The organism is Janthinobacterium kochi (genome assembly GCF_051380715.1).
In the GTDB taxonomy this organism is placed as follows: Bacteria; Pseudomonadota; Gammaproteobacteria; order Burkholderiales; family Burkholderiaceae_D; genus Janthinobacterium.
The window spans coordinates 1-16,335 of sequence record NZ_JBNYXO010000026.1 but is presented as its reverse complement, the minus strand read 5'-3'; the positions used below and the strand labels follow the sequence as shown (position 1 = coordinate 16,335).

At 59.9% G+C, this 16,335-nt stretch carries 11 protein-coding genes and 1 rRNA gene; 10 read left to right on the top strand and 2 right to left on the bottom strand.

Annotated elements, in window-relative coordinates; translation table 11 throughout:
- The 3 genes from rrf to ACQ4WL_RS27360 all read left to right on the top strand — a co-directional run.
- Positions 1 to 109, top strand: a 5S ribosomal RNA gene (gene rrf, locus ACQ4WL_RS27370); the annotation flags it as partial.
- Between the two features lie 215 nt (positions 110 to 324).
- Positions 325 to 810: a cytochrome c-550 PedF gene (gene pedF, locus ACQ4WL_RS27365; RefSeq protein WP_070221748.1), complete on the top strand. Its 486-nt coding sequence runs from the start codon at positions 325 to 327 to the stop codon at positions 808 to 810.
- Between the two features lie 15 nt (positions 811 to 825).
- Entirely contained in the window at positions 826 to 1,659 is an 834-nt protein-coding gene (locus ACQ4WL_RS27360) for a substrate-binding periplasmic protein (RefSeq protein ID WP_436512834.1), read from the top strand.
- Positions 1,660 to 1,716: 57 nt separating this feature from the next.
- Here the strand turns inward: ACQ4WL_RS27360 and ACQ4WL_RS27355 are convergent, their stop codons facing one another.
- Positions 1,717 to 3,876, bottom strand: a complete 2,160-nt coding sequence (locus tag ACQ4WL_RS27355) for a TonB-dependent receptor family protein (protein ID WP_436512832.1) — start codon at positions 3,874 to 3,876, stop codon at positions 1,717 to 1,719.
- Positions 3,877 to 4,080: 204 nt separating this feature from the next.
- Here ACQ4WL_RS27355 and ACQ4WL_RS27350 point away from each other — a divergent pair, with 204 nt between their 5' ends.
- The 7 genes from ACQ4WL_RS27350 to ACQ4WL_RS27320 all read left to right on the top strand — a co-directional run bounded on the left by ACQ4WL_RS27350 (position 4,081) and on the right by ACQ4WL_RS27320 (position 13,751).
- Positions 4,081 to 5,037 carry a beta-propeller fold lactonase family protein gene (locus tag ACQ4WL_RS27350; RefSeq protein WP_436512830.1) on the top strand — a complete coding sequence of 319 codons (957 nt, stop codon included), beginning with the start codon at positions 4,081 to 4,083 and terminating at the stop codon, positions 5,035 to 5,037.
- Between the two features lie 344 nt (positions 5,038 to 5,381).
- A complete protein-coding gene (adh, locus tag ACQ4WL_RS27345; RefSeq protein WP_099760759.1) occupies positions 5,382 to 6,902 on the top strand; it encodes an aldehyde dehydrogenase in 1,521 nt (506 codons plus the stop codon).
- A 54-nt stretch (positions 6,903 to 6,956) separates the two neighbouring features.
- The gene (locus ACQ4WL_RS27340) at positions 6,957 to 7,346 is read left to right on the top strand and encodes a DUF779 domain-containing protein (protein ID WP_034756816.1); all 390 of its coding nucleotides are present in this window, start codon (positions 6,957 to 6,959) and stop codon (positions 7,344 to 7,346) included.
- 49 nt (positions 7,347 to 7,395) lie between these two features.
- Positions 7,396 to 9,141, top strand: coding sequence for a PQQ-dependent methanol/ethanol family dehydrogenase (locus ACQ4WL_RS27335; RefSeq protein WP_436512828.1), 1,746 nt, complete (start codon positions 7,396 to 7,398; stop codon positions 9,139 to 9,141).
- Positions 9,142 to 9,430: 289 nt separating this feature from the next.
- Positions 9,431 to 10,591, top strand: coding sequence for a porin (locus tag ACQ4WL_RS27330; protein ID WP_436512826.1), 1,161 nt, complete (start codon positions 9,431 to 9,433; stop codon positions 10,589 to 10,591).
- 57 nt (positions 10,592 to 10,648) lie between these two features.
- Entirely contained in the window at positions 10,649 to 12,751 is a 2,103-nt protein-coding gene (locus ACQ4WL_RS27325; protein ID WP_436512824.1) for a 4Fe-4S binding protein, read from the top strand.
- On the top strand, positions 12,741 to 13,751 hold the full coding sequence (locus tag ACQ4WL_RS27320) for an FAD:protein FMN transferase (protein ID WP_436512822.1): 1,011 nt from the start codon (positions 12,741 to 12,743) through the stop codon (positions 13,749 to 13,751). Before ACQ4WL_RS27325 ends, ACQ4WL_RS27320 begins: the two co-directional genes overlap by 11 nt.
- Before the next feature lies 1 nt (position 13,752).
- On the opposite strand, the gene ACQ4WL_RS27315 is transcribed toward ACQ4WL_RS27320, so the two are convergent.
- Complete coding sequence (locus tag ACQ4WL_RS27315; RefSeq protein ID WP_436512820.1) at positions 13,753 to 15,741, bottom strand: sigma-54-dependent Fis family transcriptional regulator; 1,989 nt, start codon at positions 15,739 to 15,741, stop codon at positions 13,753 to 13,755.
- Between the last annotated feature and the right edge of the window lie 594 nt (positions 15,742 to 16,335).

The window sequence follows — 16,335 nt, the reverse complement described above, 5'->3', positions numbered from 1 at the left end:
ATGACCATAGCAAGTTGGTCCCACCCCTTCCCATCCCGAACAGGACCGTGAAACAACTTTGCGCCGATGATAGTGCTGCAACCAGTGTGAAAGTAGGTTATCGTCAGGCTTGTTATACGCAGTAGAGAAAAACCCCGCCAGTAATGGTGGGGTTTTTTTTCGTCTGGTGGTTTTGCTTGGCGCTGATGGCTGACGCGCGCGGTGACACACCTACATGTTGCAGCTGTTCCAAATTGATACATGGGCGGCCGGATGTGGGGCATGTACGCATGGCATGGCATTTGCTCTTCTTGGATATTCACTAAAAAAACCAAGGAGATCAGTATGACCTATTCCATCCGCACCCTGCTCGGCGTGGCCGCCGCCGGCGCCGTTGCCCTCACTTCCCTGCTGACCTTGCCGCACGCCTATGCGCACGGCAATGTCACGCCGCAAGGCGTCGACACCACGGGCTTGCCCAAGGTGGGCGACAAGTGGCTCGAGCAAAATCCATATCGGGGAAACAAGCTGGCCTTGACGGTGGGGACTTCGGCCTACAACCAGAATTGCGCACGCTGCCACGGCATCGAAGCCATCTCGGGCGGCATTGCGCCGGACTTGCGCCAGCTCGACCGCGATTGCTTCGGTATCAAGAATGAGACAAAGAAACAGGCTTGCTACAAGGAAACTGATAACTATTTCCTGGCGACCATACGCCACGGTAAAGTACGCAATGGCGCCGTGTACATGCCGCCGTTTGAAGGCGTGTTCAACCAGGAAGCCATGTGGGCCATCAAGACCTATCTGGAAACCCGCCGCGAGTCGAACTGATCATAAAGGAGTCCCATGCGTTCATTTCAACTCCGGGGCGCGCGCGCGATGATCTCGCTCGCCTGCCTGGCGCTGTGCGCAGCCGCGCCGGCGCGCGCCGACTGGCAGAAAGTGCAGCAGTCGGGTAGCCTGAAAGTGGCTGTGTATAACGAGTTTGCGCCATTTTCCGACAAGGGTACGGGCATCGATATCGATATTGCCGAAGCGCTGGCCAAAAAACTGGGTTTAAAACTGAGCTTGCTGCCATTTCCCGCTGGCGAAAACCTGAACGACGATTTGCGCAATATGGTGTGGAAGGGCCATTACCTGGGTTACGGTCCTGCCGACGTGATGCTGCATGTGCCGGTCGACAAGAAGTTGATGGCCGATAACGACAAGGTCGAAATCTTTGCGCCGTATTACGTGGAAACCGTGCGCCTGGCGCGCAGCGCGCAAGCCGTGCCGCAATTCGATGGCGTCGCTTCGCTGGCCGGCAAGCGCATCGGCGTGGAAAAGGTCTCGATCGCGGCCATGCTGATGTTGGGCGAAGACAATGGCAAGTACCGCGACGATGTGCGTATCTTCGACACGGCCGCCGAAGCCTTGCAGCAATTACAGGCGGGCCAGCTCGATGCCGTGCTGGCCAACCGGTCGGAAATCGAATCGGTGCTGAAGAGCGATCCCGCTTTCCCCTTGAGCGAAGTGGCGTTTGCCCGCTTGCCGCGTGCCGGCTGGGCCGTAGGCCTGGCCGTCAGCCGCCAGCAACTCGACGTGGGCAAGTTGCTGCAGGCAGCCATGAACGAGATGGCGGCCAGCGGCGAATTGAAAGCTATCTTTGAGAAATATGGCGTGAAGGAAGCGCGGCCGTAACAGGCCATGCTAGTAAGGTAAAAAGCCCGCGTATCTTCCGATGCGCGGGCTTTTTCTTTAGAAACTGTACTGGGCGCTAACCCCCAGCAACCAGTTACGTCCTGGTGCCGCTTCATAGTAGCGCCTGTTGCTGTCGCCGACGATGACGGAGCCCACGTAGGTCTTGTCGAAAAGATTGTTCAAGCGGGCAAATTCCTTGAAGCGCCAGTTCCCTACGTTTTGCTTGGCATTGAAGCGCGCATTGAACACCGTGTAGCCGGGCGCCGGCTTTTCGCTATTGCTGTCCTCCGCGTAGACTTGGTTGCTGGCCACGCTTTCCAGCGCCGCGCCGAAACGGTCGAGCGTGTCTTTCCAGGCCAGTTCCGCAAACAGGTTGGCGCTGGGTATGCCCGGCAAGCGGCTGCCTTCGCGCACGGTGGTGTCAGAGGTGGTTTTAAAGGCCTGGTCGTACACGGCGTGCAGGCTGGTCAGCGCCACTTTTGTCGTGAAGCCATACGGCAGGTTCGAGTCCAGCGATATTTCCATACCCTGGCGCAAGGTCTTGCTGGCGTTGATATAGCTGGTGCGGCCATTGCCTGAATTTTTGCCGTCGACCACCAGTTCATCATTCGTCTTGGTCTGGAACACGGCCGCATTCACATGCGTGTTGTTGTTGATCCTGGCCTTGACGCCCGCTTCCAGGTTGGTGCTGGTGGCGGGTTTCAAGTTGAAATTGAATCCGCTGTCTTTACCCGAGTAAAACAGTTCGTTCAGGGTGGGCGCCTCGAAGCCGCGCGCGGCGCTGGCGTACACGTTGACGTTCGGCGTCAGTTTATACAGCAGGCCCAGCACCGGCGTCGTGTGGCTGAATTCCAGGCTGCCGCTGTCGTTGCCATTGCCGAGGAAGTGGTCGTCGATCGACACTTTCATCTTGCTGTAGCGCACACCTGCGCTGAGCAGCCATGGTCCGCTTTGCCATTCCATCTGGAGATACGGATCGAGGCTGGAGACGACATCCTGCTCGTCGCGGCGCAATTTGCCTTTTACGCCAAAGCTATTGCCGATGAAGTTTTCATAGCCGGTGCGGTCATCGCTGGAGCGACCATAATCGATGCCGATGGTGGTGCTCAGTTTGCCGCCGGCCAGCTGGTTCACGTGCAGCCAGTTGGTGTCGATGCCGTAGAACTGGCGCTGGAAATCGACCACGCCGCCCGAGTGTGAGGGAGACTTCTGGAAATCGATGTTGAAAGCCTGGTACTGGATCACATCGCGGTTGCCGCCATACACCATCACATGCAGGCGGTCGTCGCCAAACGCTTGTTCATAGGTGGCGCCGATCTGCTGGTGGTCGATGCTCTTGCGCGTGTTGTAGCGTTCTGCAAAGCTGCGTTTTGGAATCTGGTCGTCTTTAGGATCGATTTCACCTGCGCGCGGGTTTGCTGCAAACGTGGCCCAGGTGGCGCCCAGCGGATCTTGCGTGTTGCCCTGGTGCAGGCTGTTGGCGACGATGGTCAGCTTGCTGTCCGCATTGGGCTTGACGGTGATCTTGCCGAACGCCTGTTCGCGCGTGGCGGCGCTGTGGTCGCGGAAGCCGTCCGTGCGGAAGCGCGAACCGTCGAGCACGTAGCCGATGCCGCCTGCCTGGCCTTGTGCCGTCAGGTCCACCTTGCTGGTGCCGAAACTGCCGCCCGTTACATTCAATTCGACGGACGGGGGATTTTGCCCATCCCTGGAAAACAGCTGAATTACGCCGCCAGAATGGTTGCCGTAGATGGCAGAAAACGGTCCGCGCAGTACTTCGATGCGCTCGGCCGTATCAAGGTTGAAGGTGGCGGCCTGGCCCTGGCCGTCGGGCATGCTGGCAGGAATGCCATCGCTGATCAGTTTGACGCCGCGCACGCCGAAGGCCGAGCGGGCGCCGAAGCCGCGCGACGAGATCTGCAAGTCTTGCGCATAGTTCTGGCGGTTCTGCACCACCAGGCCCGGCACGGCGGCCAGCGCTTCCGACGCGTTGACGCGGATTTGGCCATCCTGGATGCGGGCGCTGTCGACCACGTCGATCGAGGCTGGCACTTCCTGGCTGGGGTGGGCGATGCGGCTGCCGCTGACGACCACCGTATCCATGAGTTGCCCGTTGGCCATGTCCGCGGCCTCGGCGGCGAAAACGTGGGGGGCGAGGGTGGCGCTGCCGGCGACAAACAGGCTGGCAATGGTGTTCAAGCGGAAACGATGCTGCATGCGGGTTCTCCAATGTGAATAAAAGCCTGCTTGAGCGCGTGAGCGGTACAGGTCTGCGTAGGTGTATCAAGCAATATGCCTGCCATGTCTCCATTGGTGGGCTGAAATTATACGCGTGTCCGTGGCACGGCGTTTGCATACAGCAATTGTCAGAGGCGCCGCTACCGCGCGCTTTTCCCTCGTTTTGCCATTGAAAAGGTGATTATGCCCAACTTCTTCTCGCGCTTGCGCCAGGTGTGCTGGCTGCTGCCTGCGCTTGTCAGCACGGCCGTCCTGGCCGCTCCGTTTGCCTATGTCCCCAATGAAAAATCGGGCACCCTGAGCGTGATCGACACGACGACCGACCAGGTGGTGCGCCAGATCGCGGCAGGCAAGCGGCCGCGCGGCATCGCCGCCGACCCCACCGGGCGGCAATTGTTTGTCACCGATGCCGCCAGCAGCGCCTTGTTGCTGATCGATAACGCGACCGGCACGCCCGTGCGCACGGTGGCGCTGGGCAAGTCGCCAGAGGGCGTCAGCGCTTCCCGGGACGGTCGCTACGTGGCCGTGGCCGTCGAGGAAAACAATAGCGTGGCCTTGCTCGATGGCCAGACGGGTACCTTGCTCGCCGATATCAAGGTTCACGGGCGCAATCCGGAACATGCCGTGTTCAGTCCGGATGGGCGCTGGCTGCTGGTCAGCGCGGAAGAGGCCGAGCAAGTCGATGTCATTGATGTGGCGCAACGCCGCCAGGTGGCTTCCATCGCCGTAGGCCTGCGTCCGCGCGGCATCGGTTTCAGTCCGGACTCGGGCCGCGCCTACGTGGCGTGCGAACTGGTCAACGCCGTGTATGTGATCGACATGGCCGCGCGCAAGGCCATCGCCACCATTCCCGCTGGCAAGAATGCCAACGGCATCGCCGTCCACCCCGGCGGCAGACAGGTGTATGTCTCGAACGGCACGGATGGCACGGTGATGGTGATCGACACGGCCAGCAATCAGGTCACGGCCACCATTGCCGTCGGCAAGCGCCCGTGGAACATGGCCATCACGCCCGATGGCGCCAAGCTGTACGTGGCCAATGGCCGCTCGAACAGCGTTTCAGTCATCGACACGGCCAGCGCGCGCAAGGTGGCCGATGTTGCCGTGGGCGAATTGCCATGGGGCGTCGTGATTCGGTAGTGGTACAGGTGCAGGTGTTCCAGTCTGGTACACCTGTTCCATTGTGCAGCGGCGTAGGGGCGGCGCCGGGCAAGGAGGACGCTGGCGCGGATTGGAACAGGATGCGCCGGCCTTGTTCAAAACGCACACACAGTCCCCTGGGCTGAACGACCGGCGTGCGGTGCGATCAAGCGCATCGATATGGCCGCTAGGCCCTTGCAACAAGGGTAAAACCGGCTAAGTTTGTAAGGGGGCGGCGAGCTGGCACGGCATTTGCGGAAGACTCCGTGTACTCACCCCATCTGTACCAGGACGTTTGATTTTAATTCAGTAATTTCATTCTAATTAACCCGATAGAGGACGACATGAATCTCGCAGACATCAGCAAACTGGGCGTAGCCAATCCCTTCAAACAACGCTATGACAATTACATCGGCGGTCAGTTCGTTGCACCAGTAAAAGGTGAATACTTTCCTAACATCACGCCCATCACGGGCTTGCCGTTTTGCGAAATCGCCCGTTCCACGGCGGAAGATGTCGAGCTGGCGCTGGACGCCGCGCATGCCGCCAAGGATGCCTGGGGCAAGACTTCACCTGCCGAGCGCGCCAATATCCTGAACCGCATCGCCGACCGCATCGAACAGAACCTGAGCCTGATCGCCACGGCGGAAACCATCGACAACGGCAAGCCGATCCGTGAAACGATGAATGCCGACATTCCGCTGGCCATCGACCATTTCCGTTACTTCGCCGGCTGCATCCGCGCGCAGGAAGGTTCCGTCGCGCAAATCGACGCGGAAACCTATGCCTATCACTACCATGAGCCACTGGGCGTCGTGGGCCAGATCATCCCGTGGAATTTCCCGATTCTGATGGCCGTGTGGAAACTGGCGCCAGCCCTGGCCGCCGGCAATTGCGTCGTCTTGAAACCGGCCGAGCAGACCCCCGCCTCCATCATGGTGTTGATCGAACTGATCGGCGACTTGCTGCCACCGGGCGTGTTGAACATCATCAACGGTTTCGGCCTGGAGGCGGGCAAGCCGCTGGCGTCGAGCAAGCGCATCGCCAAGATCGCCTTTACGGGTGAAACGGGCACGGGCCGCTTGATCATGGGTTATGCGGCGCAAAACCTGATTCCCGTCACCCTGGAGCTGGGCGGCAAGTCGCCGAACATCTTCTTTGAAGATGTGATGGATGCCGATGATGATTATTTCGACAAGTGCCTGGAAGGCTTCACCATGTTTGCGCTGAATCAGGGCGAGGTGTGCACCTGCCCATCGCGCGTGCTGATCCAGGAATCGATCTACGAGAAATTCATCGAACGGGCCTTGAAGCGCGTGGCCGCCATCAAGCAGGGCAACCCGCTCGACTCGTCGACCATGATCGGCGCTCAGGCGTCGCAGGAACAGCTGGAAAAAATCCTGTCCTACCTCGACATCGGCCGCCAGGAAGGCGCCGAAGTGCTGGCCGGTGGTGAGCGCCATACGCAGGCAGGCGACCTGGAGGGCGGCTACTACGTGCGTCCGACGGTGTTCAAGGGCAACAACAAGATGCGCATCTTCCAGGAAGAGATTTTCGGGCCCGTCGTGTCCGTGACCACCTTCAAGGATGAGGCCGAAGCGCTGGCGATTGCCAACGATACCTTGTACGGCCTGGGCGCCGGCTTGTGGACGCGCGACGGTTCGCGCGCCTTCCGCATGGGACGCGCCATCCAGGCGGGTCGCGTGTGGACCAATTGCTACCACCTGTATCCAGCCCACGCCGCATTCGGCGGCTACAAGCAATCGGGTATCGGCCGCGAAAACCACAAGATGATGCTCGACCACTACCAGCAAACGAAGAACTTGCTGGTGAGCTATAGCCCGAAAGCCCTGGGCTTCTTCTAAACCGGCAACAGGCGCCGCGCCCTTAGCCGGGGGCGGCGCGCAGAAAGGGATGCCATGAGTGCAGCAATTGCCCGGGTGGTCGCCACCGATGCGGCGCTGGAAATGATGGACAAGTTGCGCCAGCGTCACGGCCCGCTGATGTTTTTCCAGTCGGGCGGCTGCTGCGACGGCAGCGCGCCCATGTGTTATGCGCTGGGCGAGTTCGATGTCAGCGATACCGATATCTATCTCGGCAACTTGAATGGCACACCGTTTTACATGGGACTCGAGCAATTCGAGTACTGGGAGCATACCCAGTTGATTATCGATGTGGTCGATGGCAATGGCGGCATGTTTTCACTCGACAACGGCACGGGCAAGCGCTTCCTGACGCGCTCGCGCCTGTTCACCGATGAAGAGTGCGCGCTGTTGCATGCCCAGCCGCATGAGCACCGCAAGACTTGATACACACATACTAATAAAACAGAGGGAGATGATTGTGCAGAAAAAAATCATGGGGATACTCGTCGGTTTGGGGTTGGCATCCTTGGCCTCGTTGGCCCAGGCGGCCGACGTGGGCAATGTCACCAATGCCATGCTCGACAACACGGCGAAGAATCCAGCCAGCGTGCTGTCGTTTGGCATGGGCACGCAGGGGCAGCGCTATTCGCCGTTGACGCAGATCAATGACAAGACCGTGGCCAAGCTGGTGCCGGCCTGGTCGTTCTCGTTTGGTGGCGAAAAACAGCGGGGCCAGGAATCGCAGCCGCTGATTCACAACGGCAAGATGTTCGTCACGGCATCGTATTCGCGCATCTTTGCCGTCGACTTGAAAACGGGCGCCAAGCTGTGGAAATATGAGCATCGCTTGCCGGACGGCATCATGCCGTGCTGCGACGTGGTCAACCGCGGTGCCGCCCTGTATGGCAACCTGGTGATTTTCGGCACGCTCGACGCCTACCTGGTGGCGCTGGACCAGAACACGGGCAAGATCGTCTGGAAGGAAAAGGTCGACGATTATGCGGCCGGCTACTCGATGACGGCCGCGCCGCTGATCGCCGAAGGCTTGCTGCTGACGGGCGTGTCGGGCGGCGAATTCGGCATCGTGGGCCGGGTCGAGGCGCGCAACCCGATGACGGGCGATCTGGTGTGGAGCCGTCCGACCGTGGAAGGCCATATGGGCCACCGCTACGACAAGGATGGCAAGGCGAGCGATAACGGCGTATCTGGCACGGTGAACAAAACCTGGCCGGGCGACCTGTGGAAAACGGGCGGCGCCTCCACCTGGATGGGCGGCACCTACGATCCGCAAACCAAGCTGGCCTATTTCGGCACCGGCAACCCGGCGCCATGGAACAGCCACTTGCGTCCCGGCGACAACTTGTACTCGTCATCTACCGTGGCGCTGGACGTGAAAACGGGCCAGATCAAATGGGCGTATCAAAACACGCCGAACGATGCCTGGGATTTCGACGGCGCCAACGAGTTCGTCACCTTCGACATGGATGGCAAGCGCTATGGCGGCAAGGCCGACCGCAACGGTTTCTTCTATGTCATCGATGCAAACAACGGCAAGCTGCAGAACGCCTTTCCTTTTGTGAAGAAAATCACCTGGGCCAGCAGCATCGACCTGAAGACGGGCAGGCCGAATTTCATTCCCGCCGGTCGCCCAGGCGACCCGACCAAGGGAGAGGAAGGCAAGAAAGGCACGACCGTGTTTGCCGCACCCGCTTTTCTCGGCGCAAAAAATCAGATGCCGATGGCGTACTCGCCGCAAACCAAGCTGTTCTACGTTCCAGCGAATGAATGGGGCATGGACATCTGGAACGAGCCGATCAGCTACAAGAAGGGCGGTGCATTCCTCGGCGCCGGTTTCACCATCAAGCCCTTGTTTGACGATTACATCGGCGCCATGCGCGCCATCGATCCGAAGACGGGCAAGATCGTCTGGGAAGTCAAGAACAACGCGCCGCTGTGGGGTGGCGTGATGAGTACGGCCGGCAATCTGGTGTTCTACGGCACGCCGGAAGGCTTCCTGAAAGCCGTCGACGCGAAGACGGGCAAGGAGTTGTGGAAATTCCAGACGGGCTCCGGCGTCGTGGCGCCGCCAGTCACTTGGCAGGATGGCGACACGCAATATGTGGCCGTCGTATCCGGCTGGGGTGGCGCGGTGCCGCTGTGGGGCGGCGAAGTCGCCAAGAAGGTCAACTTCCTGGAACAGGGCGGTTCTGTGTGGGTCTTCAAGCTGGCATCGAAGTAACGGGGTGAAACGCCCGGGCCACTCGGATGGGTGTCTCCCTGTTCGCCGGGCGCTTTCTTTTTGCTGACGGCCCAGGTCGTCAGTTTTTTGTTTACCTGTCTCTGCGCTACGCATGCTTGCGGTCAAAAAATGAACACCGTGCATGGCGATTGATCCGCTGCTGCACACACCGTGAGTACGCTTTTTCTCTTTCTCCCTCTGTGCCGCGCTGGGCACGCTTATTGCCAAAGCTTGAGGTACATCAATCACTGGTGTGCACACTAAAAACAGAGAAGAAAGAGGAGAAGCAATGAACACATTGATCAAGCTGGGGAGCCTGGGTGTCATGACAATCGCAGCGATGGGACAGGCACAGGCCGTCGATATCAAGGCGGGCGACTGGACAGTGTCGGTGGGGGGCATCGTCAATGCCTACTACACGCAAGTGTCGTGTTCGGGTGATGCGGTAGGCGGGCTGGCGCTGGGCGGCCAGGCGCTCGGTTGCGGCGGCGAGAAGGACCGCACGACGATCGGCAACGGCTTGCTGCCGAATGGCTTGATCACCTCGGCAAGCTCGCGCCTGGGCGAGTACGACGTGAAAGCCTTGATCGGCATCTATAACTCGACGGCCACCGACAGCGCCATCAGCCAGAACAGCGTGGTCGATGTGCGCCAGGCCTTCTTTACATTCGGCAATGAGCAGATGGGCACTGTCAAGCTGGGCCGCGACTACGGTATCTTCGGCGCGAATGCGATTTTGTCCGACATGACCTTGTTGGGTTCGGGCGCACCGGTGCAGGCGACGCAGCGTGGCCGGGTGACCCTGGGCCATATCGGCGCCGGCTACACGTATCTGGGCAACTATGGCCAGATCATGTACAGCTCGCCGAAGTCGGGCGGCTTTGGCGCCGATGTGGCGCTGGTCAGCCCTGTTTCCGATACGCCCATCGTGGCCGGTTCGACCTATTCTTCGAAGTCGAGCCCGCAAGTGCAGGCGCAGCTGACGTATGCGCAGGAAGGCTTGAAAGCCTGGCTGGGCGTGAAGTCGCAAAAATTCACCTCGAAAACGCCAGGTGTCGATGACCTGACCATGCGCGGCGTGGAAGTGGGCGGCTCGTACCAGATGGGCCCGGCTAGCGTGCTGGTCAACTTCCAGGGCGGCAAAGGATTGGGGATACTCTCCGATGCGGACCAGGGCGATACCAAGTCGAAGAACTGGCTGCTGCAAGGCACGTATAAAACGACGGACAAGCTGAAGCTGGGCTTGTCCTACGGCATCAGCAAGAACGACGACAACACGGCCGGCACGGGCGGCTTGAAGTCGAACGCCAACCTGACTCTGGGCGCGTATTACTCGCTCAACAGTGCGATCACCCTGGTGGGCGAACTGGGCCAGACGCGCTCGAAAGGCTTTACGGGCGGCGAAGCGAAGATGAATGGCGTGTCGCTGGGCGGCATCATTTTCTTCTAATTAATGAACGCGGCGCCCTGTAACAGGGCGCCGCACGGAGCGTAGTGCATGCGGACAATGCGGTTATTCATCGGATGCTGGCTATTCCTGTTTATCCTGGGACAGGCGTGGGCGGGCGTACTGACCAAGGCCGAGCTGGCACGGCGCTTTCCCGCTCCCATCGTCGTTGGCGACAAGGAGGCCGACTTGCCCGTCTGGCCCTTGTTCCGGCAAAACGCCACGGCGACCGAACTGGTTGGCTACGTTTTTGAATCGGTGGACCTGGCGCCCATTCCCGGCTTTTCCGGCGTGCCCGTCAATCTGCTGATCGCCATCGATCCGCAGGGCAGTTTTCTGGACGTATCCGTCCTGTCGCAGCACGAACCTGTGTTTCTCGACGGCCTCGGTGAAGCGCCCCTGTTCCAATTCGTCAAACAGTACCGGGGCTTGTCACTGAAACAGAACATCGCCATCGATGCCAAGAAGAAACGTGCGCCAGATGCGACCCACGCCGATATCGACGGCGTATCGAAGGCCACGGCCTCCGTGCGCATCATCAATCAGAGCGTGCTGGCCTCGGCCTTGAAAGTGTCGCGCAAAAAACTCGGCTTCGCGCAAGGCCGCGATCCCGACCAGATTGCCCGCATCCGCATGGAGGTATTCGAGAAACTCAGCGTGGCGCAGATGCTCGGGCAAGGCTTGATACAGCATGTACGCCTGAGCAACAAGGACGTGGAAACCCTGTTTGCCGGCAGTCCCGGCGCGGGACTCGATGTGGAAGCCACGGGCGCGCCGGACGGCGTGTTCATCGACCTGTACCTGGCTTATGTGTCCGTGCCCAGCGTGGGACGTAACCTGTTGACGGAACGCAGCTGGAACAAATTGCGCAACCGGCTCGACGAGGGCGACCACGCCATCCTCGTCATGTCGCGCGGGCGCTACAGCGTGCTGGGCGATGATTTCGTGCGTGGCACCGTACCGGACAGGCTGTTGCTGAAGCAGGATGGCTTGCCCATCGACATGCGCGACCTGGACCTGGAATTGAGCTTGTCGGAGGGGGCGGCGTTGCCAACGGAAAATGTCGCCGTGTTTCGCATCATCAGCCAGGCGGGACTCGATGCGGCCAGCCCGCTGGCGTTTTCTCTCCCCATCACGCGCAGCAAGGGCATCGTGTATCCGGAACGCATCGCCCGCAACGTGGATTTCAGCTACCGCTTGCCCGCTGATTTTTATAGCGCACCGCAAGGTGACGATGCCACATGGCGCGGCACGTGGAAGAACCGCGAGGCTGAGTTGCTGCTATTGGTCGCCGGGCTGGCGCTGCTGGCCGGCGCTTTGGCCTGGCAGAAACGCCTGGTGCGCGATGGCCGGCAATTTGTCTGGTTCCGCCGCCTGTTCCTGGTGTTTACCATCGGCTTCATCGGCTACTACGCGCAGGGGCAGTTATCGATCGTCAATATTACGGGTGTCATCCAGGCGCTGCTGGCGGGACGTAGCCTGGGCTTTTTCCTGTTTGACCCGATGACGGTGATCCTGTGGGCGTTCGTGCTGCTCAGTCTGCTGGTCTGGGGGCGAGGCACGTTTTGCGGCTGGCTGTGTCCGTTTGGCGCCTTGCAGGAAGTGACGGGCAAGCTGGGCCAGTGGCTGCGCTTGCCGCAGTGGAAGGTCAAGCCGCGCCTGGACGGGCGCTTGAAATGGATCAAGTATGGCTTGCTGGCGGCCATTCTCGGCAGCAGCATGTTTTCCAGCCAGATCACGGATAAGCTGGTGGAGCTGGAACCGTTCAAGACGGCGATTACCTTGACCTTCGTGCGCGCCTGGCCCTTCGTTGCGTATGCCGTGGGCTTGCTGTTGCTCAGCAGTGTTTCCTATAAATTCTTTTGCCGCTACCTGTGCCCGTTTGGCGCGGCGCTGGCGCTGCTGGGACGGTTTCGTTTGTTCAACTGGATTCCCCGCCGCAAGCAATGCGGCACGCCGTGCCAGACTTGCCGCCACCGTTGCGAGCATCACGCCATCGCGCCGAGCGGGAAAGTCGATTATGGCGAGTGTTTCCAGTGCATGGATTGCGTGGTGATTTATGCCAGCGATGAAAAATGCGCACCCTTGATGCTGGAAATCAAGCGTGCCCGCACCATTCCCATAGCCCGGGCCGCGGTAGAGGAGAGCAGCAATGCAGCGTAGAACGTTTATTTCGGCAGCCATCGGCAGCGTGGCCGGCGTGGCGGGCTTGTCTTTGCCTGGCAGCATGGCGCGCGGCACGGCATCGGCGTCCGGCGTGCGGCCTTATCAAGGTGCCGCGCTGGCGTTTGGCACGACGATCGCCGTCACCGTACTGCACCACGATCAGCGCCAGGCTGAGCTGGCCATTGAAGATGCCTTGCATGCGGCCAGGAATATCGACCGGCTGATGAGCATTTACAGCCCGGCCAGCCAAGTCTTCCAGCTGAATCGTGATGGCCGTCTGGCCCGGCCGGACGCGCATCTGCTGGCCGTGCTGGCGCAGGCGCAAACCTTGTCGCAATGGAGCGATGGGGCATTTGATATCACCGTGCAACCCTTGTGGCAGCTGTTTCGCGCGGCGGCAGACCAGGCACGCTTGCCGACGGACACATTGCGTCGTGCCGCGCAGGCGCGGGTTGGCTGGCGGCAACTGGCGTGGGATAGACGCGAAGTGCGTTTTCTTCAGCCCGGCATGGCGCTGACCTTGAATGGCCTGGCGCAAGGCTACGCGGCGGACATGGCGCTGGCGGCCGTGCAGGCGCGCGGCATACGGCACGCGCTGCTTGACACGGGTGAGTTCAATGCGCGCGGACAGCGCTCCCTGCGCCGTCCGTGGACCTTGGGCATCCAGGACCCGCGCGACAGGGAAATCCTGGCGGCTACCTTGAAGGTGGAAGGGCGCAGCGTGGCCTCGTCAGGCGATTACGAATGCACGTTCACGCCCGACTTCATGCATCACCACATCTTTGACCCTGCGAGCGGTGATTCGCCGGGCGAACTGGCCAGCGTGACCGTGCTGGCACCCACGGGCTTGCTGGCCGATGGCTTGTCGACGACCTTCATGGTGACGGGGGCCGCGCGCGCGCATGCGATGGCAGCACACATGCACGGCGTCGACCTGATGACCATCGACAAGTCGGGCCAGCGCAAAATGTCACGCGGCTTTGCCCGTCTACTTTAGGCTATTTCAAATGCGGCACCTTGCGATAGATCGTGTTGCGCGATACGCCCAGGGCCCGCGCCGTGGCCGAGACGTTGCCGCCGTGGGCGTCAAGCGACTTGAGGATCGCGCTTTGTTCCATTTCTTCCAGGTTGGCGCCGGCGGCGATCATGCGGTCCGTGCTGGCGCTGGCGGCAGTCGCTTGCGTCATCTCAATATCGTCGAGGAAATCATCAGGCATGTGGCGCAGACAGATTTCATGCTCGTCGCCTGCCATGACGATGGCCGTGCGCAACAGATTGGTCAACTGGCGGAAGTTACCCGGCCATTTATGCTGGTGGAACAGGCGCAGGATGTCCGGTGCCACCGTATAGCGCGTGTCGGGCGCTTCCGTCGCGAGGATCTTTTTCACGACCGTGTCCAGATCCGTGCGTTCGCGCAGCGGCGGCAGTTTCACTACCAGGCCATTCAAACGGTAATACAAGTCTTCGCGAAACAAACCCTTGGCCATGCGATCGCGCAAATTGTGATTTGTGGCGCAAATGAGTTCCACATTGACGGTGATCGATTTGCTGCTGCCCAGCGGCGTGACCATGCGTTCCTGCAGCACGCGCAACAGCCGAGCCTGCAAGCCAAAGGGCATGTCGCCGATTTCATCGAGGAACAGGGTGCCGCCATTGGCTTGCAGGATCTTGCCGATCGCCCCTTTCTTGCGCGCTCCCGTGAACGCCCCGTCTTCATAGCCGAACAGTTCAGATTCGATCAGGGTTTCCGGGATCGAGGCGCAATTGACGGCGATAAACGGCCCCATGGCGCGCGGTGAATCGTTGTGGATGGCTTGCGCCAGCAATTCCTTGCCGGTCCCCGTTTCGCCCATGACGAGGATGGGAATGTCGCGCCCCAATACCTTGTTGACCTTTTCGATCACCAGTTCCAGTTGTGGATCGCCCGTGCGCAGGTAGCGAAGACCGGACAGGCGGCGTGCCGCGTTGGCCGCATGGCTGGCGGACGCGGGAACCTGGGCCGGCACGGCGTTGATATCGCTATGGTCGGTGCTGGCAGTGAAACCGTGCTGGAAGACGCTATTGGACAAGCGCAACTGCGCGCGTCCATACACGCGCACGCCGCTGTGCATGCACAGGTTCAGCAGACCGGGTGCCGCCGTGCGGTAATGATCGTACAGGGCGGAAACGGGCAAGCCGAACAGGGAACTGAAGGTATGGGATTGCAGCGCGGCAAATGACAGGCCCAGCTGGAACAAACCGTTTTTATTGGCGGATAAAAACCGTCCGCCCGGCGTGAATGAGGCGATGCCTTCCATCAAGGTGCCGATGAATTCGGGACGCGCGTGGAAGTGGACGGTGATGGCATCTTCGAAGGTGGCGGAAAACAGCTGATTCTCGATCATCAGCGCCGACATGCGCACGAGGGCCATCGTATGCTTGTGAAAGCTGCGCTGATCGCTCGAGACATCCAGTACGCCGATAACATTGCCCCGGTGGTCGGTGATCGGTGCCGCAGAGCACGTCAGGAAATGATTTGCGGCCAGGTAATGCTGGTCCGCATGGACCAACGTCGGTACTTTTTCCGTGATGGCCGTGCCGATGGCATTCGTGCCGCGGCTTTGTTCCGACCATGCCACGCCTGGCTGCAAGGCGACGCGGTTGGCTTTCTCCAGGAAATCATCGTCGCCCAGCGAATGCACGATCACGCCGTTGGCATCCGTCAAGATCACCATATTGTGCGTGTTGACGATTTGCTGGTACAGGGTTTCCATGGCGGGCACTGCGTGCGTGTGCAGCATGCGGTTTTGCTCGATCAGCAAGGACAGATCGGATTTGCCGGCCGGCGTAAAGTCGGGCGTGGCCGTGGGCGACAAGCCAAAGGCGACTGAACGCTGATGGGACGTTTCGATGATGACGGGGACGTTGTCTTGTCCTGCCGGCAAAATGTTCGCGTCCGCGATGGACGAAAACGGTGCGCTACGGTAAGTAGCTGACGGTTGATACATGATCTCGTTGCCTCCGTTGGGCCCTGTAATGCGGCGCTCTTTTGAATATCGAGAGTGTTCCATAATGTAGCACCTGTCACAGATGGGAGCAAAGCAAAGCGAACCGGACTATCCCCAGTGTTGCTGCCAAGCCCAGAGTTGTTCTCATCAGTGAACAGTGCCTATATCTGTATAAGCAAGTGTGGTGCCAGGGCTGTTTCACGGGGCGGAAAAATAGCCCTTGCGGCGCGCGCTGGGCAGGGCTATAATTCGCCCCCTCGCTGAACAATGCATGCAAATGCTGAGTGAAGTGGGTAAAAAAGAAGGTTGACGAAATGGCCGAAACGCTTCATACTCTTCCTTCTTCGCAGCTGACAAACACAACGCTTTGTCGATAGTGCGAAAGTCGTAAATAAGCAGTACCGAATACCGTTCTTTAACAATTAACAGTCGATAAGTGTGGGCATTTGATGTAAGTGCAGCGTCAATCTTCGGATAGGCGTCTAACTTAAAATATCAAATGTTCACAAGAAATAATGAAATAGGATACTTCTTCGGAAGTAGCCTGTCAGTTTTTTGAGTGAGCGACCCGTCAGCAATGACGGTGCCTGTAAA

Bases quoted from the DNA above. Each gene is read 5' to 3' on its own strand.
- pedF (WP_070221748.1), top strand. From the start codon at position 325: ATGACCTATTCCATCCGCACCCTGCTCGGCGTGGCCGCCGCCGGCGCC.
- ACQ4WL_RS27360 (WP_436512834.1), top strand. From the start codon at position 826: ATGCGTTCATTTCAACTCCGGGGCGCGCGCGCGATGATCTCGCTCGCC.
- ACQ4WL_RS27355 (WP_436512832.1), bottom strand. From the start codon at position 3,876: ATGCAGCATCGTTTCCGCTTGAACACCATTGCCAGCCTGTTTGTCGCC.
- ACQ4WL_RS27350 (WP_436512830.1), top strand. From the start codon at position 4,081: ATGCCCAACTTCTTCTCGCGCTTGCGCCAGGTGTGCTGGCTGCTGCCT.
- adh (WP_099760759.1), top strand. From the start codon at position 5,382: ATGAATCTCGCAGACATCAGCAAACTGGGCGTAGCCAATCCCTTCAAA.
- ACQ4WL_RS27340 (WP_034756816.1), top strand. From the start codon at position 6,957: ATGAGTGCAGCAATTGCCCGGGTGGTCGCCACCGATGCGGCGCTGGAA.
- ACQ4WL_RS27335 (WP_436512828.1), top strand. From the start codon at position 7,396: ATGGGGATACTCGTCGGTTTGGGGTTGGCATCCTTGGCCTCGTTGGCC.
- ACQ4WL_RS27330 (WP_436512826.1), top strand. From the start codon at position 9,431: ATGAACACATTGATCAAGCTGGGGAGCCTGGGTGTCATGACAATCGCA.
- ACQ4WL_RS27325 (WP_436512824.1), top strand. From the start codon at position 10,649: ATGCGGTTATTCATCGGATGCTGGCTATTCCTGTTTATCCTGGGACAG.
- ACQ4WL_RS27320 (WP_436512822.1), top strand. From the start codon at position 12,741: ATGCAGCGTAGAACGTTTATTTCGGCAGCCATCGGCAGCGTGGCCGGC.
- ACQ4WL_RS27315 (WP_436512820.1), bottom strand. From the start codon at position 15,741: ATGTATCAACCGTCAGCTACTTACCGTAGCGCACCGTTTTCGTCCATC.